The organism is Streptomyces sp. NBC_01261 (assembly GCF_036226385.1).
Classification (GTDB): domain Bacteria; phylum Actinomycetota; class Actinomycetes; order Streptomycetales; family Streptomycetaceae; genus Streptomyces.
In genome coordinates this window covers 9,217,466-9,236,088 of sequence record NZ_CP108463.1, presented here as the reverse complement: position 1 = coordinate 9,236,088, position 18,623 = coordinate 9,217,466, and the positions used below count along the sequence as shown (strand labels likewise).

The window sequence follows — 18,623 nt, the reverse complement described above, 5'->3', positions numbered from 1 at the left end:
AGGGGCGGCGGGGGCGAGGAAACCCCCTACGACGCGAACAACCGCACAGCCCAAGCCGCATGCGCCTCCGCCCCGATCTCCAGCAAGGGCGCGGACGCACACGGCAGCGCGTCGGCCCCCGCGTCGAGCACACCCCGGGCCGCCTCCACCGCCCGATCGACGACCAGGTCCAACTCCGGTGCCAACCGGGCCAGTACAGCCGTGGCGTCGAAGGGATTCAGGCTCAGCAACCGCACCGTCGCGGACGCCGGCCCACTCACACTCTCGTAGGCCGCGCAGTACGCCGCGTCCTCCGGCCCCAGCCCGGCCGACCGAGCCACCAGCCCCAGCACCACCGGCTGGTGCGCCCCCTTGGGGAACTCCCGTGCCAGGGCGTCGAGTTCGGCGGACGGCCAGGTCGCCCGGGCGGCCCGCATCAGCTGCCGCCCCAGCTTCCGCGAGGCCAGTCGCAACGCGGGCGACGGAGTCCGCGCATCCGCAGCGAGGTCCAACTCCTCCGGATCGGCACCGAGTACGGCCGCAGCGGCCAACGCGGCGGACACGAGCCCGGCCGTGTGCAACCGCCCACGGCAGAACTCACCAAGGCTCGCCGCCCCGGTGACCCGCCCGGCCTTGACGGCGGCCTCCGCCCCGCCGGAGTGCGCGTGCCCCCCGGCGGGAAAGCGGCCGTCGGCCAGCACCAGCAGTGCTCCCCTGGACATCAGAAGAGGAAGTACCGCTGGGCCATGGGCAGTTCGGCCGCGGGAGTCGCCTCGACCAACTCCCCGTCGATGTGCACGGCGAAGCTGTCGGGATCGACCTGGACGCGCGGCCGGGCGTCGTTCTCCCGCATGTCGGCCTTGGTGACCCCCCGCGTGGACTCGATGGCGACGAACTTCTTGCCGAGATCGAGCCGTTCGGGAAGCCCGTCCTCGATCGCCAACTGGGCGACGAAGTTGTAGGAGTTGGCGGCCGGCGCCCGTCCGATCGCCCCGAACATCGGCCGCGGCAGGATGGGTTGAGGGGTGGGGATGGACGCGTTGGCGTCGCCCATCTGCGCGTAGGCGATCTGTCCGCCCTTGATGACGAGGTGCGGCTTGACGCCGAAGAACGCCGGTTCCCACAGCACGAGGTCGGCGAGCTTGCCGGTCTCGACGGAGCCGATCTCGCGGGCGAGGCCCTGCGCGAGGGCGGGGTTGATCGTGTACTTGGCGACATAACGCCGTACACGATGGTTGTCGGCACGGCCGTCACCCGGCAGCGCACCCCGCCGCCGCTTCATCACGTGCGCCGTCTGCCAGGTCCGCAGGATCACCTCGCCCACGCGCCCCATCGCCTGCGCGTCGGAGGAGATGATCGAGATGGCGCCGAGGTCGTGGAGGATGTCCTCCGCGCCGATCGTCGACGGACGGATGCGGGACTCGGCGAAGGCCAGGTCCTCGGGCACCGCAGGGTTGAGGTGGTGGCAGACCATCAGCATGTCGAGGTGTTCCTCGGCGGTGTTGACGGTGTAGGGCCGGGTCGGGTTGGTGGAGCTGGGCAGCACGTGCGGCTCGGAGACCACGGTCATGATGTCCGGCGCGTGCCCGCCGCCCGCGCCCTCGGTGTGGTAGGCGTGGATGCCGCGTCCGGCGATCGCGGCGAGGGTGTCGCCGACGAACCCGGCCTCGTTCAACGTGTCGGTGTGGATGGCGACTTGGACGCCCGTACGGTCGGCGACGGTCAGCGAGGCGTCGATGACGGCCGGGGTCGAGCCCCAGTCCTCGTGCAGCTTGAGGCCGAGGGCGCCGCCGCGGATCTGGGACATCATCGCGTCGTGCGAGACGGTGTTGCCCTTGCCGAGGAAGCCGATGTTGAGCGGGTACTGCTCCATCGCCGCCATCATCCGGGCCAGATGCCAGGGGCCGGGCGTCACGGTGGTCGCCTTGGAGCCCTCGGCCGGTCCGGTGCCGCCGCCGACCAGTGTGGTGACCCCGGCGGACAGCGCCTCGTCGGCGATCTGCGGGCAGATGAAGTGGACGTGCGCGTCGACGGCACCGGCGGTGAGGATGCGTCCGTTGCCGGCGATGACCTCGGTCTCGGGGCCGATCACCAGGTCGGGGTGGATGCCGTCCATGGTGTCGGGGTTGCCGGCCTTGCCGATGCCGGTGATGCGGCCGTCGCGGATGCCGACGTCGGCCTTGACGATGCCCCAGTGGTCGATGATCACGGCGCCGGTGATGACGGTGTCGGGAGTGCCCTCCGCACGCGTGGCACGCGCCTGGCCCATGGACTCGCGGATGACCTTGCCGCCGCCGAACACGGCCTCGTCACCGGCGAGTCCGGGACCGCCGCTGCGGTCCTCCTCGATCTCGATCAGCAGATCGGTGTCGGCGAGCCGGATGCGGTCGCCGGTGGTCGGCCCGAACAGGTCCGCGTACGCGGCGCGGGAGATCTCAGGCATCGAGGGCACCTCCGGTCTCCCCGCGCAGTCCGGGCACGATCCGGGCGCCGGCGAGGGGGACGAGTTCGACGTCGACGGGGATGCCCGGCTCGAAGCGCACGGCCGTACCGGCGGCGACGTTGAGCCGCTGCCCGCGGGCAGCCGCGCGGTCGAACTCAAGCCCGGGGTTGGCCTCGGCGAAGTGGTAGTGGGAGCCGACCTGGACGGGCCGGTCGGCGGCGTTGAGGACGGTCATCCGTGTGACCTCGCGGCCCGCGTTGTAGACGATCGGGTCGTCCGCGAACAGGATCTCGCCGGGAATCATCGAGGCCTCCTACACGATCGGGTCGTGGACGGTGACGAGCTTGGTGCCGTCCGGGAAGGTCGCCTCGACCTGTACGTCGTGGATCATCTCGGGGATGCCCACCATGACGTCGTCCCTGGTGAGCAGCTTGCGCCCGGAGGACATCAGCTCGGCGACGGTCCGGCCGTCACGGGCGCCTTCGAGGATGTGCGACGTGATGAGGGCGACGGCCTCGGGGTGGTTCAGCCTCAGACCACGGGCCCGGCGCTTCTCGGCCACGTCGGCCGCCACATGGATGAGCAGCCTCTCTTGCTCGTGCGGGGTCAGTTGCACGTCCCACCTCACAGTCCTCGCTCCGGACCGTGCGGGGTCCGGCTGCCGCCTAAACGCTCCGCTCGGAGTGCGGGACGTCGTCCGAAGGCCCGTCGTGGCCGGTCGCGCGGTTCCCCGCGCCCCATCGGGGCGCTGCCGAACCGCAGCGGACTTCGCCGGACCCGCTCAGCCGCCAGGGAAAGTCCCTGGTGGCATGGATGGGCAGGCTAGTTGGACCGAGTTTCAAGCAAGTTAACCGAGCTGTGATCAGGACAATCACATCTACGCCCGTAGAGCACACCCTCACTACGAGGGTTTCGGCCCCCGATGCTCGGCCGCGATACCGAACCGCTGGCGTTCGCGGGGAGCGGACGCGACCTCATGGACCCGCGAGACGGAGCTGATCACCTGCTCCTCGGCCGGCTCGTCGAGGCGGTCCAGCTTGTCGAGTTCGCCGAGTCGCTCCAGGTCGGCGGCGGAGACCAGCGCGACAAGGGGCTTACCGTGCCGCGTCACGACGACACGCTCGCCGCCGTACACCACCCGGTTGATCAGGTCGGCGAGCTCAGCCCTGGCTTGTGTCACCGGAATCTCGTAGGCCATATCCCCATCATAACGTCATGTACGTCCTGTACATTTCTTACAGATGCCGAAGGAGGGGTACCCATGACCCGACCGTCCGCCCGCCACGTCCTGCCCGAGTTCACCGAGCGCACCAGCGCAGGCCACCGGACCCTCGACCCGTACTCGAAGCTGCTGGAGGAGCGGATCGTGTTCCTCGGGACGCCGATCGACGACATCTCGGCGAACGACGTGATGGCCCAGTTCATGCACCTCGAATACCAGGCACCGGACCGGGACATCTCGCTGTACATCAACTCGCCCGGCGGCTCGTTCACCGCGATGTCGGCGATCTACGACACCCTTCAGTTCGTCAGTTGCGACGTGGAGACGATCTGCCTGGGCCAAGCCGGCTCGTCCGCGGCGGTGCTGCTGGCGGCGGGCACGCCGGGCAAGCGGTCGGCGCTGCCGGGGGCGCGGGTGGTGATCCACCAGCCCTCGTTCCCCGAGCCGATCCAGGGTCAGGCGAGTGATCTCGCCATCCAGGCCGGGGAGTTGGCACGCACGCGGGTCCAACTGGAGGAACTGCTCGCCCTGCACACGGGACGGACGGTGGCGCAGGTGAGCGCGGACATCGAGCGGGACCGGATCATGGATGCCCAACAGGCTCTGGAATACGGGTTGGTGGACCGGATCGTGTCGACCCGCAGGATCTCGCTCACCGAGCCGGGCGGGGAGTGAGCCGACGATGCTGCCGCCGGAACTGCCTCCGCTGCCCGCACTGACACGCGCCGAGGGCGAGTTGATCGACCGTTATCTGGATGTGGCCGACCTGCTCGGCCGTATCAACCCGGCGCACGACGGTGACACGTACCGTGGCCTGAGGGCCGCTCAGGCGCTCGTGGCCAAGGCCACCGAGCTGCGGGACGCGCTGGCGCTGATGCACCAGCGGGGCGAGACCGAACTGCACGCCCCGACTCTCGCGCGGGCGCTGCGCGTGCTGGACGGGGAGCGCCGCACGGCTCGCGTCACCATCCCCGCGTCCTCCGACAGTTGACGGACCCGGAGCCGTCCCGGCCGGGGGCGAAACGAGCCGAACGGCGTACCCCCGATCGGAGTAGTCGCCGCTCCGTCCATACGGCCGTCCGGGTTGCGCAACACGCGTAGCCCCAGGGCCGTATGAAGCGTTCCGGTGCTGGTCCGAGGGCCTGGCACCCCTCGACACCCCTTCGAACACGGGGCTGTCCACCCGAACGGGTGAGTGGTGAGTAACCCCACAAATCCCCGGTTCCGTTGGGCTTTTCGGACATTCATAGGTGAAGATCCCTGTCTGACGACAAGACCCCGCCGCAGCGGCGGGGCGATCCGGGCGGACGCCGAGTCCTGCCGCCACCCGGATGACAGGTCGACAGGAGTGCATCGGCAGGAGTGGAGGACCCAAGCACGACGGGTCGCCGGGACGGTCACGCCATGACCGGGTCGAGCAGCCCTTGGGGTGAAGCCGCGTCAGCGGCCGGGCAACTTTGTCAGCCCGAATCCGACAGGTCATCTTTCACAGGCGGCTGACGAAGGGTTGCGCATGACTGCGCTCAATCGTGTCCCGTCGCTGATGGTCAGGGCCGGTACGGCCTCGGCCTTCGCCATCGCCGCCGTGGGCGGCTCCGTCGTGATACCGGGCGTCGCATCCGACGCCGCGGCCGCGACACCCGCGACGAAGGCACTCCAGGTCGCGGCGTCCAAGAAGGGCGCCCCGTACAGGTACGGGGCCACCGGACCGGGCCGCTTCGACTGCTCCGGGCTCACGCTGTACTCGTACAAGAAGGCAGGCAAGAAACTGCCCCGTACGGCGGCCCAGCAGTACAACAAGTCCCACCACATCTCGGCCAAGAGCCGCAAGGCCGGGGACCTCGTCTTCTTCCACTCGGGCTCCAGCGTCTACCACGTCGGCATCTACGCCGGCAAGGGAAAGATCTGGCACGCCCCGAAGACCGGGGACGTGGTGAGGCTGCAGAAGATCTGGACCAAGAGCGTCTGGTACGGCCGGGTCAGCTAGGGCCTGTCCGAATCTCCCGAGGGGGGTGGCGGCCACCTGACAGGCCGCCACCCCCCTCGGGTGTCCAGGGACGTTCGGGACGGAGGCGTTCGGAAGACGGCGGCTCTACGGCTCCTGCTGGCCCGCCGTGGTCACCGGTCGGGCCGGTACCGTCCAGGGCACCTCGATGGAGACGGTCTTGCCGCCCTCCAGGGTGGGCCGGACCTTGAGTTTGCCGCCGCACTCCGCGGTCAGCCAGCGGATGATCACCATGCCTCGGCCGTTGTCCTGCTGGACGGCGGCCGGCAGGCGTTTCGGGAACCGGGGATGGCTGTCGGTGACCCCGATGCGCAGCCGTTCGTCACGCTCCAGCTCCATGTCCACCGTGAAGGTGGGTGACTGCCCGAAGGTGTGCTGTACGGCGTTGGTGGCGAGTTCGGAGACGATGAGGCGGATGGTGTCGGCGACCTCCGTGTCCGCCGGAAGTCCCCATTCCACCAGGGTCCCGACGACATAGGTGCGGGCGGTGGAGACCGAGGCGGGATCGCTCGGCAGAGTGACGGATGCTTCCAGATGGTCTGCCATGGCGCGGTCGTCCCTTTCCCGCGGGACCGGTGTCCGACACGGAGCGGATGGTTCGAGTACGGTCCCGGACTGGTGCTTCTTCGCCAGACTGCCATTACCTCGTCGGTAACGGTGGCGATCCACCAAGATATGCATATATCTGTCGCTCGAAGCGGTGAACTCTGCGACCCCAGACCGTATTTGGGCGGCTCGGAAGGAGTAAGGAGAAACCCATGCAGTACGGTCCCGCGGTGCGCCGCCGGAAACTGGGCGCGGAACTGCGCGCGTTGCGTGCGGAAGCGGGGCTCACCAGCGGTGAGGCGGCCCGGTTGGTCGGCTGGCACCAGTCGAAGGTGAGCCGCATCGAGACCGGCGCGAGTGGCGTGAAACCGCCCGACGTCCGGTTACTCCTCGACGTCTACCAGGTCGGCGACCCACACCTTCGGGACATGCTCCTCGTGTTGGCCGGCTCCGACGACGGCGGCGGCCGGCACCACTGGTGGCACGCCTATCGCGGTGTACTGCCGCCCGCCTACCGGGACTTCATCAGCCTGGAGTCACAGGCCAGCACGCTCCGCACCCTGGAGACCTCGGTGGTCCCCGGCCTGCTGCAGACCCCCGAGTACGCCCGGGCGGTGACCCGGGCAGCCGTAGGGGGCCCCGACAACGACGGCCCCGAGCGGCTCGACGCGCTGGTACAGGTGCGATTGGCCCGGCAGGACGTGCTGCGCGCGGATCCGCCGCTGGAGCTGAGCGTGGTCCTCGACGAGGCGGTGCTGCGGCGCGAGGTCGGCGGGCCGGGGGTGATGGCACGTCAGCTGGACCGGCTCGTGGAGGCGGCCAGGCTGCCCCAAGTGAGGCTTCAGGTACTGCCGTTCGCCGCAGGAGCACACATCGGCATCACCGGACCTTTCGTTATCTTCTCCTTTCCGAGCACTTCTGATCTGGACGTGGTTGTTCTAGACCACTTGACGAGTAGCCTCTACCTCGAACGGAAAGAAGACCTAGAGGCCTACAGCGAGGCCTTCAGCACCCTTCAGTTCCACGCCCTTTCGCCCGATGATTCGTCGGATTACATCGCCGGGATAGGTGACGGCGCGTAAGGAGGCACCATGTCTGCACTGCCTCGGAACGTACCTTCCAGTTCTGAACTGTCCGGTGTGCGGTGGCTGCGCAGCAGCCACAGCACGGGAGCGAACAACTGCGTCGAGGCGGCTCGTCCGCGCTCAGGCCCCCGCGCGGGGCTGCTCGCCGTACGCGACTCGAAGGACCCGCAAGGACCCGCCCTGCTCTTCTCCCCCGCGAGCTGGACGGGCTTCCTCGCCACGTTCCACTGACCGATCCGCCTGTCAGCGACGCACGACCGTGTCACGCCGACTCATGGTCGCGTCTCGCCGATCACACGTACAGCGCGTTCGATCTCGGCCCCGGAGAGGTCCGCTCGGGCGGTCAGCCTGAGCCGTGAGATGCCGTCGGGCACGGAAGGAGGACGGAAGCAGCCCACGGCCAGCCCTGCCGTACGGCAGTCGGCCGCCCACTGCACGGCCCCCTCCGGGGACGGCGCACGCACCGACACCACGGCGGCGTCCGGACGCACCGCTTCCAGACCCGCGGCGGTGAGACGCGTGTGCAGCTCACTCGCCACGGCGCGGGCCCGGGCGGCCCGCTCGGGTTCGCGCCGCAGCAGGGTGAGTGCCGCCAGCGCCGCGCCCGCGGCGGCGGGCGCGAGCCCCGTGTCGAAGATGAACGTCCGCGCCGCGTTGACCAGATGGTCGATGACCCGCGCCGGCCCGAGCACGGCCCCGCCCTGACTGCCGAGCGACTTGGACAAGGTCACCGTCACGACCACGTCCTCGGCCCCCGCGAGCCCCGCCGCGTACGGCGCCCCCCGCCCGCCCGCGCCCAGCACCCCGAGCCCGTGCGCGTCGTCGAGCAGCAGCCCCGCCCCGAACTCCCGGCACGCCTCGGCGAGCGCCCCCACCGGCGCCGCGTCGCCGTCCACGGAGAACACCGAGTCGGACACGACGACAGCCTGCCCGTCGTGCGTCCGCAGCGTCTTGCGCACCCCGTCCGGATCGGCATGCCCTACGACCTGGGTCGCCCCCCGGGCCAGTCGGCAGCCGTCGATGAGCGAGGCGTGGTTGCCCGCGTCGGAGACGATCAGCGAGCCGTGCGGCGCGAGCGTGGTGACCGTGGCGAGGTTGGCCGCGTAGCCGGAGGAGAAGACGAGGGCGGCCTCGAACCCGGTGAACTCGGCCAGCTCGCGCTCCAGTTGGGCATGCAGCTCGGTCGTACCGGTGACGAGCCGCGACCCGGTCGACCCACCGCCCCAGGTCCGCGCCGCGTCGGCGGCGCCCTCGACGACCTCGGGGTGATGGGCCAGACCCAGGTAGTCGTTGCTCGCGAGATCGAGGAGCGGCGAGTCGGCGGGCCGGGGCCGCAGGGTCCGTACGAGCCCGGCGCGACGGCGCTGCTCCGCCTGCTCGTCGATCCAGCCGAACGCCATGGTTCCTCCGGGCTTTTGTAGGCAGTGCACAGACACTAATCGGACGACGAGCCGCCCATGGTGTGGTGATACCCACACGCCCAGCCCCATGTCTTGTGCATTCTCTCCTTGGCCGCAAGTGGTCCCGTAGGACAGGATCGGATCTCATGGACCTGCTGAACACGCTCGTGGACAAGGGGCTTCGGCGCGAGCTGCCGACCCGCGCGGAAGCTCTCGCCGTCCTCGCCACCTCGGACGACGACCTGCTGGATGTCGTGGCCGCGGCCGGAAAGGTGCGCCGGCACTGGTTCGGCCGACGGGTGAAGCTCAACTATCTCGTCAACCTGAAGTCCGGCCTGTGCCCCGAGGACTGCTCGTACTGCTCGCAGCGGCTCGGCTCCAAGGCCGAGATCCTGAAGTACACGTGGCTGAAACCCGACGCCGCCTCGAAGGCCGCGGCGGCCGGTGTGGCCGGAGGCGCCAAGCGCGTCTGCCTGGTCGCCTCCGGCCGGGGTCCGACCGACCGGGACGTGGACCGGGTCGCCGGCACCATCAAGGCGATCAAGGACCAGAACGAGGGCGTCGAGGTGTGCGCCTGCCTCGGTCTGCTCTCCGACGGCCAGGCCGACCGGCTGCGCGAGGCCGGCGCGGACGCGTACAACCACAACCTCAACACGTCCGAGTCGACGTACGGGGACATCACCACCACCCACACGTACGCCGACCGCGTCGACACGGTGCAGAAGGCGCACGCGGCCGGTCTGTCCGCCTGTTCCGGCCTGATCGCCGGCATGGGCGAGACGGACGAGGACCTGATCGACGTCGTCTTCTCCCTGCGCGAGCTGGACCCCGACTCGGTACCGGTCAACTTCCTGATCCCGATGGAGGGCACCCCGCTCGCCGCCGAGTGGCACCTCACCCCGCAGCGCTGTCTGCGCATCCTCGCGATGGTCCGCTTCGTCTGCCCGGACGTCGAGGTCCGTATCGCGGGCGGCCGTGAGGTCCACCTGCGCACGATGCAGCCCCTCGCCCTGAACCTCGCCAACTCGATCTTCCTCGGCGACTACCTCACCAGTGAGGGCCAGGCCGGCCACGCCGACCTGGAGATGATCGCGGACGCGGGCTTCGAGGTGGAGGGCGCGGGCGAGGTGACGCTGCCGGACCACCGGGCGACCGTGACGGCGGGCGGCTGCGGCTCGCACGACGGAGCCGACGCCGGGTGCGGTGGGCACGAGGGCGCCACTGGCGGCTGCGGCGGGCACGAGGAAGCCGGAGTCTGCGGTTCCGCTCCCGCCGCCGCGGCTACGGCCGCCTCCGCGCCGCCGGTCGACGAGGTCCGCCGGGATCTGGTCTCCGTACGCCGTCGAGGTGCCGGAACGGACATCGCGCCCAATGCCTGACCCGATCGGCCACCTGCCCGTCCCGGAGCTGCTGGAGCTGGACCGGCGGCACGTCTGGCATCCGTACGGTCCGATGCCCGGCCGGGTCGACCCGCTCGTCGTGGAGTCGGCGAGCGGGGTGCGGCTCCGACTGGCGGGCGGCGGGGGCGAGTTGGTCGACGGGATGTCGTCCTGGTGGTCGGCGATCCACGGCTACAACCACCCCGTGCTCAACGAGGCCGCGCACGAGCAGCTCGGCCGGATGAGCCACGTCATGTTCGGCGGGCTCACCCACGAGCCCGCCGTACGCCTGGCGAAGCTCCTTGTCGACATGTCACCCGACGGCCTGGAACACGTCTTCCTCGCCGACTCGGGCTCGGTGTCGGTCGAGGTCGCGGTGAAGATGTGCCTCCAGTACTGGCGCTCGCTCGGCCGCCCCGCGAAACAGCGCCTGCTGACCTGGCGCGGCGGCTACCACGGCGACACCTGGCAGCCGATGTCGGTGTGCGACCCCGAGGGCGGGATGCACGAGCTGTGGTCGGGGGTGCTCCCGCGCCAGGTGTTCGCGGACGCGCCACCGACCGAGTACGAGGAGTCGTACGCCGACCACCTGCGCGAGCTGATCGGACGGCACGCGCACGAACTGGCCGCGGTGATCGTGGAGCCGGTGGTGCAGGGCGCGGGCGGGATGCGGTTCCACTCCCCCGCGTATCTGCGGGTGCTGCGCGAGGCGTGCGACGAGCACGATGTGCTGCTGGTGTTCGACGAGATCGCGACGGGTTTCGGCCGCACGGGCGCGCTGTTCGCGGCGGAGCACGCGGCGGTGACGCCGGACGTGATGTGCGTGGGCAAGGCGCTGACCGGCGGCTACATGACGATGGCGGCGACGCTGTGCACGTCACGCGTCGCCGAGGGCATCTCGCGGGGCGAGGTACCGGTCCTCGCCCACGGCCCGACCTTCATGGGCAACCCGCTGGCGGCGGCCGTGGCCTGTGCCTCGCTCGAACTCCTCCTGAACCAGGACTGGTTGACGGAGGTCAAGCGCATCGAGACGGGCCTGTGGGAGGGCCTGGCCCCGGCCGCTCAGCTCCCCGGCGTCCGGGACGTCCGCGTCCTCGGCGCCATCGGCGTGGTCCAGCTCGACCACGACGTGGACATGAAGGCCGCCACGGACGCGGCCGTACGCGAGGGCGTGTGGCTACGGCCGTTCCGCGACCTCGTCTACACGATGCCGCCGTACGTCACGGGCGACGCCGACCTGGCTCGGATCGCCCGCGCGGTGTGCGCGGCCGCACGAGAGGGATGACATGTCGGTACTGGTGATCACGGGCACGGGCACGGAGGTCGGCAAGACGATCACCACGGCGGCGGTCGCGGCGGCAGCGCTCGCAGCCGGCCGCACGGTAGCCGTCCTGAAGGCCGCCCAGACGGGCCTACGGCCGGACGAGCGCGGGGACGCCGACGAGGTCGCGAGGCTCGCGGGCGCGGTCACGGCGACCGAACTCGCCCGGTACCCCGAGCCGTTGGCCCCCGGCACGGCCGCGCGCCGGGCCGGTCTGGCACCGGTACACCCGCACGAAATCGCGGAAGCCGCCCAGAAGTTGGCCGCCGAGCACGACCTGGTGCTGGTCGAGGGCGCGGGCGGGCTGCTCGTACGGTTCGACGAGGAGTGCGGCACGCTGGCGGACGCGGCGCGGCTGCTGGGGGCCCCGGTCCTGGTGGTGACGTCGGCGGGCCTCGGCACCCTGAACACGACGGAACTGACAGCCCGTGAACTCCGTTCCCAGGGGCTTGATCTGCTGGGCTTGGTGATCGGCAGCTGGCCCAACTCACCTGATCTGGCGTCACGTTGCAATGTGGCCGACCTGCCGAAGGTGGCGGGGGCTCCGTTGCTCGGGGCGTTGCCCGAAGGGGCGGGGGCACTGGCACCGGTGGACTTCCGTGCAGCGGCGCCGAGTTGGGTGGCGGAACGGCTTGACGGGGTGTGGGATGCGGAGGGGTTCGGGGTGCGGGAGGCTCCGGCTGCTTGGGGTGGGGGCGCGGTCTAGGGCCGTCCTGTTCGGCGGACGGCCGGAGGGTCGGTCGGTCCGCTGGGCTGGGGGCATGCCCTTCGGCTTCGGGGCGGCAGCGTTGCGAGGAGCGGGTCGGGGGCTGTGCGGTCCGGCAGACACCGTGGCGATGGCACCATCGACTGTCGTCGGGCCTGGCGCGGTTGAGGAGACCGCGGCGGGCAAGGGCGGCGCGGCGCCGCCAACTGGAGTCGGACGCAGGGCGGTTGAGCCGGTCCAGGAGAGACCGCGCCACGGCAGACACAGCCCCGCGCTGCGCCACGAATCGCACGCGGCACGGCCCGTGGACCCCTGCTCGACGGACTCCCACCGCCCAGCCTCCGGCTGGCACCGCCTCGCCCGTCGCGTCTCTCACGTGGCACCGCTCAAAGGACCGCCCTCGGCGGAAACGGCGCCAGGCCGGTCCGACGCGGTCCGGGTCCGGCCTACGAGGCCTCTCCTTCCGCCAGCAGCCGTACCAGTTCGATCCGCGACCGGATGCCCAACCGGCTGAAGACGCCGCGTAGATGGTGGTCGATCGTGCGGGGGCTGAGGGCGAGGCGGACGGCGATCTCGCGGTTGGTGGCGCCGTCGGCTGCCATGCGGGCGACCATGAGTTGCTGGGCGGTCAGGCGGGTGGTCGGGTCGAGCGCACCCGGTGTGGGGAGGGCGGTCGGGGCCACCGGTGTGCCGAGGGCGCGGAGTTCGGCGCGGGCCTGGGCGGCGCAGTGCGGGGCGCCGAAGGACTCGAAGGCCTCCAGCGAGGTGTGCAGCCGGTCGCGAGCCTCGGTACGCCGACGCAGCCGACGCAGCGCGGCGCCGAACAGCAGCTCCGTACGGGCTCGTTCGAAGTCACGGGTGCCGCGCGCGTGCAGGTCGAGGGCGATGCGGTAGTGCTCGACGGCTTCGTCGCCGGGGGCCAGCAGAGCCCGGCAACGGGCGCTCAGGGCAAGGTCGTCGGGGCTGCGGACGGCACGTGCCCAGCGGTCGTAGTCGGCGTGTGCGGCACGGGCGATACGGGTGTCGCCGCTACGGACGGCGGCCTCCACGTAGTGCGGGGTGGCCAGATGCCGGATCGCCCGGTGCCCGTGCCCGGGCCCGAACCCGGCGAGCGCACGCAGCCGGGCCGCGGCGGCGGCGAACCGACCACTGCTCAGGTCGAGATAGGCGAGCGCCCACTGAGCGAGGGCGGCGGGCAGCCCCAGCCCACGGCCGAGGGCGTACGAACGAGCGGCGGCGGCACGTTCCCGGCACACGTCGGCGTCCCCGGTGAGCGCCGCGAACATGGCGAGCGCGGCCTGCAGATGACAGGCTCCGTTGTCCTGCCCGGTGGCGTGGGCCTGCCACAGAGCATCGGCCGTAGCCGACTCGGCGGCCTTCGGATGCCCGGTCCAGAACTCGGCGTAAGCCCGAAACTCCATCGCCTGCGCCACGACCACGGTCGCACCCCGTGCCCGCGCCGAGGCCACCGCCCGCACGGTGGCGGTGGTGGCACGGGTGTGATCCCCGAGCATCAACGCGGCGATCCCGGCATGGATGAGGAGGGTGGGGTCCCCTCCGGGCCCACACCTCCCGGCAGCGGCCTTGAGCAGATCCCGCGCGTCCTCGTACCGCCCCTCGAATGCGGCAGCCAGTCCCCCGAGCGTCCCGTGCGGCACGATCCCGACGCGGGAGGCGACGGCCGCCGCCTCCCGACACCGTCTCAGGTCCCCGGTGTAGACGGCGGCTTCGGTGGCCCGGGCGAGGAGGTGAACTACGTGGTCGGGGGCGGGAGTTCGGGGTGTCGGGGTCGTTCGAGGTACGGAGAGGGATGGAGGTGGGGCGGTGATCCGGGGTTCGGCAGGAGATGGGGGTACGGCACCCATGGGGGACGCGACGGTCGTTCGGGAAGTGGCAGCGGTTCCCGGGGCCGTGATGGTCCGGAGTGCGGGGGCCGTTCCGAGTGCGGCGGCCGTTCGGGACGCTCCGGTCTCTGAAGGCGCACCGGTAAGGGACTCGACAGACTTCGCCGCGCCCACAAACGCCGACGCCGACGCCGCACGTGCAGCCTCCCTAGGGGCTACGTCCGCACGTGGTCCGCCGGCAGACGCCCCACCCGTACGTGCCCCTCCCGCAGGCACCACACCCGAACGCGCCGCCTCCACAACCGCCCCGTCGGCACGTGCCGCCTCCCCGCGTGCAGCTTCGGCAAGCGCCGTCTCCGCAAGCCCCGCCTCCCCGCGGGCCACCTCCGCAAGCGCCGCGCCCGCCCGCCCCGCCACACCCCAAGCCGCATCCGCCTTCGCCCCTCCCCCACAACTCACTCCATCCGCCCCACCCATCGCACCGGCCCCCGCCCGCACCACCGCCACCAGCAACGCGTCAAACGCCTCGGCCGCATTACCCGCCCGCAACGCGAACACGCCGTTCAACGCATCGCTGTCCGTCGCGGCCGCGAGTCTTCGCGCCCGGTCCCCCTCTCCGGACTGCCAGGCGTCACCGGCGGCCCGGTTGAGGAGGCGGGACTGTTCACGCGGGTCGCTGGAGAGCGCGGCGGCGCGTTCCACGAGGGCGCAGGCGAGGGGGTGTTCGCCGGCGTCGCGTGCCTGTTGTGCGGCCGTGCGGAGTTCCGCGGTGAGCCGCACGCTGGGGCCGAGCGCTCCCGCGCCCCGGTGCCAGGAACGTCGCGGCGTCTCGCCCTCGGCGCGCAACACCCGTGCCAGCAACCGGTGGACGTCCCGCCGGTCCGCCGGGGAGCCGGTCTCGTACGCGGCGATCCTCGTCCACGCGTCGCGGAAGACGACCCCGCCGGCCGTCGCGTGCGCGACCCCGGCCGTCTCGGCGGCTTCGAGCGGCCGGGTGTCGAGCCGCCCCGCCGCGACGGCCCGCAGGAAGGCATGCGTGGCGACCGGGTACTGGTCCGCCGCCGCGAGCAGCAACAGCAGCCGTGTGTCCTCGGGCAGAGCGCGATTCTCCCGGCGGTACCGGGTCAGCAACTCCGGTGCCAGGGAAGCCGGTTCGGTCGGGAGGGGGTCGAGGCCCGCGGCCTGGCGTGGGGTCAGGCACGAGAGGAGTTCGGCGGCGGCGCGTGGATCACCGTAGACCGCGCGCAGCACGCGGATGCGGACCCCTTCGGGGAGCGCGGGGTCGAGGGTTCGCCCGGTGTCGGTGCGCGACGGGGGCGAAGTGCGGTCTAGGGAAGTGGGGTTCACCGGAGTCAGCACACAACTGACGTTACTGGCGAGTTAATTCACCCGTAAAGACCGGCGATTTCGCCGATGCGCCGCGCGTAGACCCGCGCTGACACTCCTGACAACCCCACCCGTATCAGGAGGCATCATGCAGCGCCGCAAGCGTCGCATCGCCACGGCCCTGTCGGCCGTGACCACCTCGCTCCTTCTGTCACTCTCCCTGGCCTCGACGCCCGCTCACGCGGCGAGCCACAACCCGATCGTGTTCGTGCACGGTCTGAGCAGCGACTCCACAAGCTGGGACGACTGGATCGCGGACTTCAAGGCGGACGGCTACTCGTCCTCCGAGTTGTACGCGATCTCGTACGACTGGACGAAGTCGAACGTCACGACCGCCTCGACGCTGTCGACCTACATCAAGTCCGTCCTCGCCAGCACCGGCGCCTCGAAGGTCGACCTGGTGGTCCACTCCATGGGTGCGCTCAACAGCCGCTACTACCTCAAGAACCTCGGCGGGACCTCGTACGTCGACGACTTCGTGTCGGTCGCCGGGGTGAACCACGGGACGAGCATCGCCTCGCTCTGCGGCTGGCTGTACACCTCCTGCAAGGAGATGCAGACGGGGAGTTCGTTCCTCACGGCGCTCAACTCCGGTGACGAGACGCCGGGCAGCGTGTCGTACGCGGCCTACTGGTCGGACTGCGACGCGGCGATCGACCCGGACACCTCGGCCGAGCTGAGCGGCGCGACCAACGTCGACGTCGGGTGCATCTCGCACACCGACATGAACAACGACTACGGCGTCTACGAGCAGGTCCGGGACTTCATCTCCTGATCCCGGCCCCGCCCGATCCCCGGCGGCAGCGGGGGTGGTCAAGGGCGGCAGGGGGGACAATCCCGGTAGGGACCGGTTTCGGCCCGGTCCGGTCCGGGAGGTCGTCATGCCGCTACGGTCCGCAGGCTCCGGCACAGTGGGCACTGTGCCGCGGGACGCCGTCCACCACCCGCTGTTCGCCCGCTACTACGCCCGTTTCAGCGTGAGCGCCGAGTCGCGGTTCGGCCTCGCCGGGATGCGGGACCGGCTGCTCGCCGGGCTCTCCGGGCGGGTGATCGAGATCGGGGCCGGGAACGGCCTGAACTTCGCGCACTATCCGAGCGCCGTCTCGGAGGTCGTCGCGATCGAACCCGAGCGGACTCTGCGGCGGCTCGCCGTGGAGTCCGCGCTCCGCTCCGAGGTACCCGTCGACGTGGTGCCGGGCGCGGCCGAGAAGCTGCCCGTCAAGAGCGAGGCCTTCGACGCGGTCGTGCTGTCTCTGGTGCTGTGCAGCGTGCGCGACGTGCCGCGGGCGCTCGCAGAGGTACGGCGGGTGCTGCGGCCCGGTGGAGCCGTACGGTTCTTCGAGCACGGTCGGGGCGGCGGACCGGCGATGGCGTTCACCCAGCGTGCCCTGGACCGCACGCTGTGGCCGCCGCTGAACGGCGGCTGCCATCTGTCCCGCGACCCGGTCGCCGCGCTGCGCGACGCGGGGTTCGAACTCGGGCCGTACCGGCGGGTGTTGATCCCGGAGAAGGGGCCGACCCTGCCCAGCTCGTACTGCGTCCTGGGCACCGCGTGGCGCCCTGACACAGAGGAGTGATCACAGGCTCCACTGGCGCAGCTCCTGCGCGATCTCGTCGACCGACGCCTCACCACTCTTGACCAACCGGGCCAGATCGCGGACCTGTTCGGGCGAGGTGACGACCTTCAGGCCGCTGGCGACGAGGTAGGCGTACGCGACGGCGGAGGCGAAGAGGGCGTTCGAGCGCTCCAACGCGGGGACGTGGATGAGGAGTTGGAGTAAGGCGGCGGCGCGGGCGTGCGGGCTGTCGTAGACCGGGACGTCGAATATGTCGGCCTGGTGGCGCGCGACGGCGGCGACGAGCGCGCCCCAGTCGGTGACCTGGGGGTCTCCGGGTGTGTTGTGTTCGGCGAGCATCAGCAGCCAGGCGAGGTCGATCCTGAGATTGCTCAACGGATCAGCGGCGACCTTCGCGGGTGTGCTTCCCGTCGGTGCCGAACTCGTCGGCGAAGACGGACTCGTACTGCTTCATGAAGTCGGCCGCGGCCTCGACGAAGGTGTGGCCGACCTCGCCGGTGTCCTGTCTGACCAGTTCTTCTATGTAGCGGTTGACGCTCATGCCGCGCGCCAGGGCACGTTCACGGGCCGCGCGGGCGGTGCCCTCGTCCACGCGTACGTTCAGCTGGGTCTTCGCCATACCTAGACGCTAGCGCCGGATCGCTAGCACCGGCAAGGGCACAGCGGTGGGTGGAGATTGCCCCTTACACCGGTATCGGGGGCCCGACCTGCGGTGGAGACCGTCTCGGTCGCACGGGGGATATCGGCTGTGTGGCGCGTCACACTAGGCTCGGCCCGCGACGAAGGCGGAAGAACGCGGAAGAAGCGATCGGAACGTCTCGGAGAGTCCCGGGACGTCGACGAGCGAGGGAATCCCAGGGGGCTGTCTTGTCCACATCTGCTGCGGAACACGCTCCAGGCCAGGCCTCGGCCGGCGGGATCGCGGCCCGCGCCCACGGTCTGACCAAGGCGTACGGCTCGGGCGAGACGACCGTGCTCGCCCTGGACTCGGTGGACGTGGACATCGCGCGCGGCCGTTTCACCGCGGTGATGGGTCCGTCGGGTTCCGGGAAGTCCACGTTGATGCACTGCCTGGCGGGGCTCGACACCGTTTCGGCCGGACAGGTGTGGCTCGGCGACACCGAGATCACGGGGCTGAAGGACCGCGAGCTGACGCGGCTGCGCCGGGACCGGATCGGGTTCATGTTCCAGTCGTTCAACCTCATCCCGACCCTCAACGCGGCCGAGAACATCACGCTGCCGATGGACATCGCCGGCCAGAAGCCGGACCAGAAGTGGCTGGACCAGGTCATCGACACGCTCGGGCTGCGGGACCGGCTCAAACACCGGCCGTCCCAGCTGTCCGGGGGTCAGCAGCAGCGCGTGGCCTGCGCGCGGGCGCTCGCCTCCCGCCCCGAGCTGATCTTCGCCGACGAGCCGACCGGCAACCTCGACTCACGGGCGGGCCTCGAAGTGCTCGGCTTCCTGCGCGACGCCGTGGACGATCTCGGTCAGACCGTCGTCATGGTGACCCACGACCCGGGCGCCGCCGCCCACTCCGACCTGGTGATCTTCCTCGGGGACGGGCGGATCGTGGACGAGATGGAGCAGCCGACGGCGGAGGGGGTGTTGGAGCGCATGCGCCTCTTTTCTGGGGGAGACCCCCAGACCCCCGGCTTCGACCTGGCCAGGGGGCAGCTCGACGGTCCCTCGAAGGACACGACCGACGTAACCCCCGACAAGGACTGACC

General features: G+C 70.8%; 21 protein-coding genes and 1 riboswitch. Of the genes, 11 read left to right on the top strand and 10 right to left on the bottom strand.

What is annotated here, in order from left to right; genetic code table 11:
• Positions 1–26: 26 nt before the first annotated feature.
• The 5 genes from OG226_RS41120 to OG226_RS41100 form a co-directional block, all read right to left on the bottom strand.
• Positions 27–701 carry an urease accessory protein UreF gene (locus OG226_RS41120; protein ID WP_328684783.1) on the bottom strand — a complete coding sequence of 225 codons (675 nt, stop codon included), beginning with the start codon at positions 699–701 and terminating at the stop codon, positions 27–29.
• Positions 701–2,422 (bottom strand): urease subunit alpha, encoded by a 1,722-nt coding sequence (locus OG226_RS41115; RefSeq protein ID WP_328684782.1) that lies wholly within the window; start codon positions 2,420–2,422, stop codon positions 701–703. The genes OG226_RS41120 and OG226_RS41115 overlap by 1 nt, the downstream gene beginning before the upstream one ends.
• Positions 2,415–2,726 (bottom strand): urease subunit beta, encoded by a 312-nt coding sequence (locus OG226_RS41110; RefSeq protein WP_328684781.1) that lies wholly within the window; start codon positions 2,724–2,726, stop codon positions 2,415–2,417. Before OG226_RS41110 ends, OG226_RS41115 begins: the two co-directional genes overlap by 8 nt.
• A gap of 9 nt (positions 2,727–2,735) precedes the next feature.
• A complete protein-coding gene (locus OG226_RS41105) occupies positions 2,736–3,038 on the bottom strand; it encodes an urease subunit gamma (RefSeq protein ID WP_328686580.1) in 303 nt (100 codons plus the stop codon).
• Positions 3,039–3,323: 285 nt separating this feature from the next.
• Complete coding sequence (locus OG226_RS41100; RefSeq protein ID WP_328684780.1) at positions 3,324–3,620, bottom strand: type II toxin-antitoxin system Phd/YefM family antitoxin; 297 nt, start codon at positions 3,618–3,620, stop codon at positions 3,324–3,326.
• A 63-nt stretch (positions 3,621–3,683) separates the two neighbouring features.
• Between OG226_RS41100 and OG226_RS41095 the strand changes: the two genes are divergently transcribed.
• From OG226_RS41095 to OG226_RS41085, 3 genes are all read left to right on the top strand, one after another.
• On the top strand, positions 3,684–4,319 hold the full coding sequence (locus OG226_RS41095) for an ATP-dependent Clp protease proteolytic subunit (RefSeq protein WP_328684779.1): 636 nt from the start codon (positions 3,684–3,686) through the stop codon (positions 4,317–4,319).
• Positions 4,320–4,326: 7 nt separating this feature from the next.
• On the top strand, positions 4,327–4,635 hold the full coding sequence (locus OG226_RS41090; protein ID WP_328684778.1) for a hypothetical protein: 309 nt from the start codon (positions 4,327–4,329) through the stop codon (positions 4,633–4,635).
• A gap of 339 nt (positions 4,636–4,974) precedes the next feature.
• Positions 4,975–5,154: riboswitch (cyclic di-AMP (ydaO/yuaA leader) on the top strand.
• 3 nt (positions 5,155–5,157) lie between these two features.
• Positions 5,158–5,631: a C40 family peptidase gene (locus OG226_RS41085; protein ID WP_019059527.1), complete on the top strand. Its 474-nt coding sequence runs from the start codon at positions 5,158–5,160 to the stop codon at positions 5,629–5,631.
• Between the two features lie 105 nt (positions 5,632–5,736).
• Here the strand turns inward: OG226_RS41085 and OG226_RS41080 are convergent, their stop codons facing one another.
• Complete coding sequence (locus tag OG226_RS41080; protein WP_327405691.1) at positions 5,737–6,195, bottom strand: ATP-binding protein; 459 nt, start codon at positions 6,193–6,195, stop codon at positions 5,737–5,739.
• Positions 6,196–6,407: 212 nt separating this feature from the next.
• Here OG226_RS41080 and OG226_RS41075 point away from each other — a divergent pair, with 212 nt between their 5' ends.
• Positions 6,408–7,277 carry a helix-turn-helix domain-containing protein gene (locus OG226_RS41075; protein ID WP_328684777.1) on the top strand — a complete coding sequence of 290 codons (870 nt, stop codon included), beginning with the start codon at positions 6,408–6,410 and terminating at the stop codon, positions 7,275–7,277.
• 9 nt (positions 7,278–7,286) lie between these two features.
• Positions 7,287–7,511 (top strand): DUF397 domain-containing protein, encoded by a 225-nt coding sequence (locus OG226_RS41070; RefSeq protein ID WP_328684776.1) that lies wholly within the window; start codon positions 7,287–7,289, stop codon positions 7,509–7,511.
• A 41-nt stretch (positions 7,512–7,552) separates the two neighbouring features.
• On the opposite strand, the gene OG226_RS41065 is transcribed toward OG226_RS41070, so the two are convergent.
• Positions 7,553–8,680, bottom strand: a complete 1,128-nt coding sequence (locus OG226_RS41065; RefSeq protein ID WP_329351814.1) for an 8-amino-7-oxononanoate synthase — start codon at positions 8,678–8,680, stop codon at positions 7,553–7,555.
• Positions 8,681–8,826: 146 nt separating this feature from the next.
• On the opposite strand from OG226_RS41065, the gene bioB reads away from it, so the two are divergent.
• From bioB to bioD, 3 genes are read left to right on the top strand one after another with little or no spacing between them, the layout of a single operon-like run.
• Entirely contained in the window at positions 8,827–10,059 is a 1,233-nt protein-coding gene (gene bioB / locus OG226_RS41060; RefSeq protein WP_328684774.1) for a biotin synthase BioB, read from the top strand.
• Complete coding sequence (locus OG226_RS41055; protein WP_329351813.1) at positions 10,052–11,344, top strand: adenosylmethionine--8-amino-7-oxononanoate transaminase; 1,293 nt, start codon at positions 10,052–10,054, stop codon at positions 11,342–11,344. Before bioB ends, OG226_RS41055 begins: the two co-directional genes overlap by 8 nt.
• 1 nt (position 11,345) lies before the next feature.
• On the top strand, positions 11,346–12,086 hold the full coding sequence (bioD, locus tag OG226_RS41050) for a dethiobiotin synthase (protein WP_329351812.1): 741 nt from the start codon (positions 11,346–11,348) through the stop codon (positions 12,084–12,086).
• Positions 12,087–12,532: 446 nt separating this feature from the next.
• On the opposite strand, the gene OG226_RS41045 is transcribed toward bioD, so the two are convergent.
• Complete coding sequence (locus OG226_RS41045; RefSeq protein WP_443066951.1) at positions 12,533–15,289, bottom strand: LuxR C-terminal-related transcriptional regulator; 2,757 nt, start codon at positions 15,287–15,289, stop codon at positions 12,533–12,535.
• Positions 15,290–15,404: 115 nt separating this feature from the next.
• Between OG226_RS41045 and OG226_RS41040 the strand changes: the two genes are divergently transcribed.
• Positions 15,405–16,091: an esterase/lipase family protein gene (locus OG226_RS41040; protein WP_328684770.1), complete on the top strand. Its 687-nt coding sequence runs from the start codon at positions 15,405–15,407 to the stop codon at positions 16,089–16,091.
• A 106-nt stretch (positions 16,092–16,197) separates the two neighbouring features.
• Positions 16,198–16,893, top strand: a complete 696-nt coding sequence (locus OG226_RS41035) for a class I SAM-dependent methyltransferase (RefSeq protein ID WP_328684769.1) — start codon at positions 16,198–16,200, stop codon at positions 16,891–16,893.
• Here the strand turns inward: OG226_RS41035 and OG226_RS41030 are convergent, their stop codons facing one another.
• The gene (locus OG226_RS41030) at positions 16,894–17,268 is read right to left on the bottom strand and encodes a fic family toxin-antitoxin system, toxin component (protein ID WP_328684768.1); all 375 of its coding nucleotides are present in this window, start codon (positions 17,266–17,268) and stop codon (positions 16,894–16,896) included.
• Positions 17,269–17,272: 4 nt separating this feature from the next.
• Positions 17,273–17,512, bottom strand: coding sequence for a toxin-antitoxin system HicB family antitoxin (locus tag OG226_RS41025; RefSeq protein WP_328684767.1), 240 nt, complete (start codon positions 17,510–17,512; stop codon positions 17,273–17,275).
• 248 nt (positions 17,513–17,760) lie between these two features.
• Between OG226_RS41025 and OG226_RS41020 the strand changes: the two genes are divergently transcribed.
• A complete protein-coding gene (locus tag OG226_RS41020) occupies positions 17,761–18,621 on the top strand; it encodes an ABC transporter ATP-binding protein (protein WP_329351809.1) in 861 nt (286 codons plus the stop codon).
• The last annotated feature ends 2 nt before the right edge of the window (positions 18,622–18,623 follow it).

What these genes read in the sequence shown, in the direction of transcription:
- OG226_RS41120 (WP_328684783.1), bottom strand. Translation starts at nt 701, where the DNA reads ATGTCCAGGGGAGCACTGCTGGTGCTGGCCGACGGCCGCTTTCCCGCC.
- OG226_RS41115 (WP_328684782.1), bottom strand. Translation starts at nt 2,422, where the DNA reads ATGCCTGAGATCTCCCGCGCCGCGTACGCGGACCTGTTCGGGCCGACC.
- OG226_RS41110 (WP_328684781.1), bottom strand. Translation starts at nt 2,726, where the DNA reads ATGATTCCCGGCGAGATCCTGTTCGCGGACGACCCGATCGTCTACAAC.
- OG226_RS41100 (WP_328684780.1), bottom strand. Translation starts at nt 3,620, where the DNA reads ATGGCCTACGAGATTCCGGTGACACAAGCCAGGGCTGAGCTCGCCGAC.
- OG226_RS41095 (WP_328684779.1), top strand. Translation starts at nt 3,684, where the DNA reads ATGACCCGACCGTCCGCCCGCCACGTCCTGCCCGAGTTCACCGAGCGC.
- OG226_RS41090 (WP_328684778.1), top strand. Translation starts at nt 4,327, where the DNA reads ATGCTGCCGCCGGAACTGCCTCCGCTGCCCGCACTGACACGCGCCGAG.
- OG226_RS41085 (WP_019059527.1), top strand. Translation starts at nt 5,158, where the DNA reads ATGACTGCGCTCAATCGTGTCCCGTCGCTGATGGTCAGGGCCGGTACG.
- OG226_RS41080 (WP_327405691.1), bottom strand. Translation starts at nt 6,195, where the DNA reads ATGGCAGACCATCTGGAAGCATCCGTCACTCTGCCGAGCGATCCCGCC.
- OG226_RS41075 (WP_328684777.1), top strand. Translation starts at nt 6,408, where the DNA reads ATGCAGTACGGTCCCGCGGTGCGCCGCCGGAAACTGGGCGCGGAACTG.
- OG226_RS41070 (WP_328684776.1), top strand. Translation starts at nt 7,287, where the DNA reads ATGTCTGCACTGCCTCGGAACGTACCTTCCAGTTCTGAACTGTCCGGT.
- OG226_RS41065 (WP_329351814.1), bottom strand. Translation starts at nt 8,680, where the DNA reads ATGGCGTTCGGCTGGATCGACGAGCAGGCGGAGCAGCGCCGTCGCGCC.
- bioB (WP_328684774.1), top strand. Translation starts at nt 8,827, where the DNA reads ATGGACCTGCTGAACACGCTCGTGGACAAGGGGCTTCGGCGCGAGCTG.
- OG226_RS41055 (WP_329351813.1), top strand. Translation starts at nt 10,052, where the DNA reads ATGCCTGACCCGATCGGCCACCTGCCCGTCCCGGAGCTGCTGGAGCTG.
- bioD (WP_329351812.1), top strand. Translation starts at nt 11,346, where the DNA reads ATGTCGGTACTGGTGATCACGGGCACGGGCACGGAGGTCGGCAAGACG.
- OG226_RS41040 (WP_328684770.1), top strand. Translation starts at nt 15,405, where the DNA reads ATGCAGCGCCGCAAGCGTCGCATCGCCACGGCCCTGTCGGCCGTGACC.
- OG226_RS41035 (WP_328684769.1), top strand. Translation starts at nt 16,198, where the DNA reads ATGCCGCTACGGTCCGCAGGCTCCGGCACAGTGGGCACTGTGCCGCGG.
- OG226_RS41025 (WP_328684767.1), bottom strand. Translation starts at nt 17,512, where the DNA reads ATGGCGAAGACCCAGCTGAACGTACGCGTGGACGAGGGCACCGCCCGC.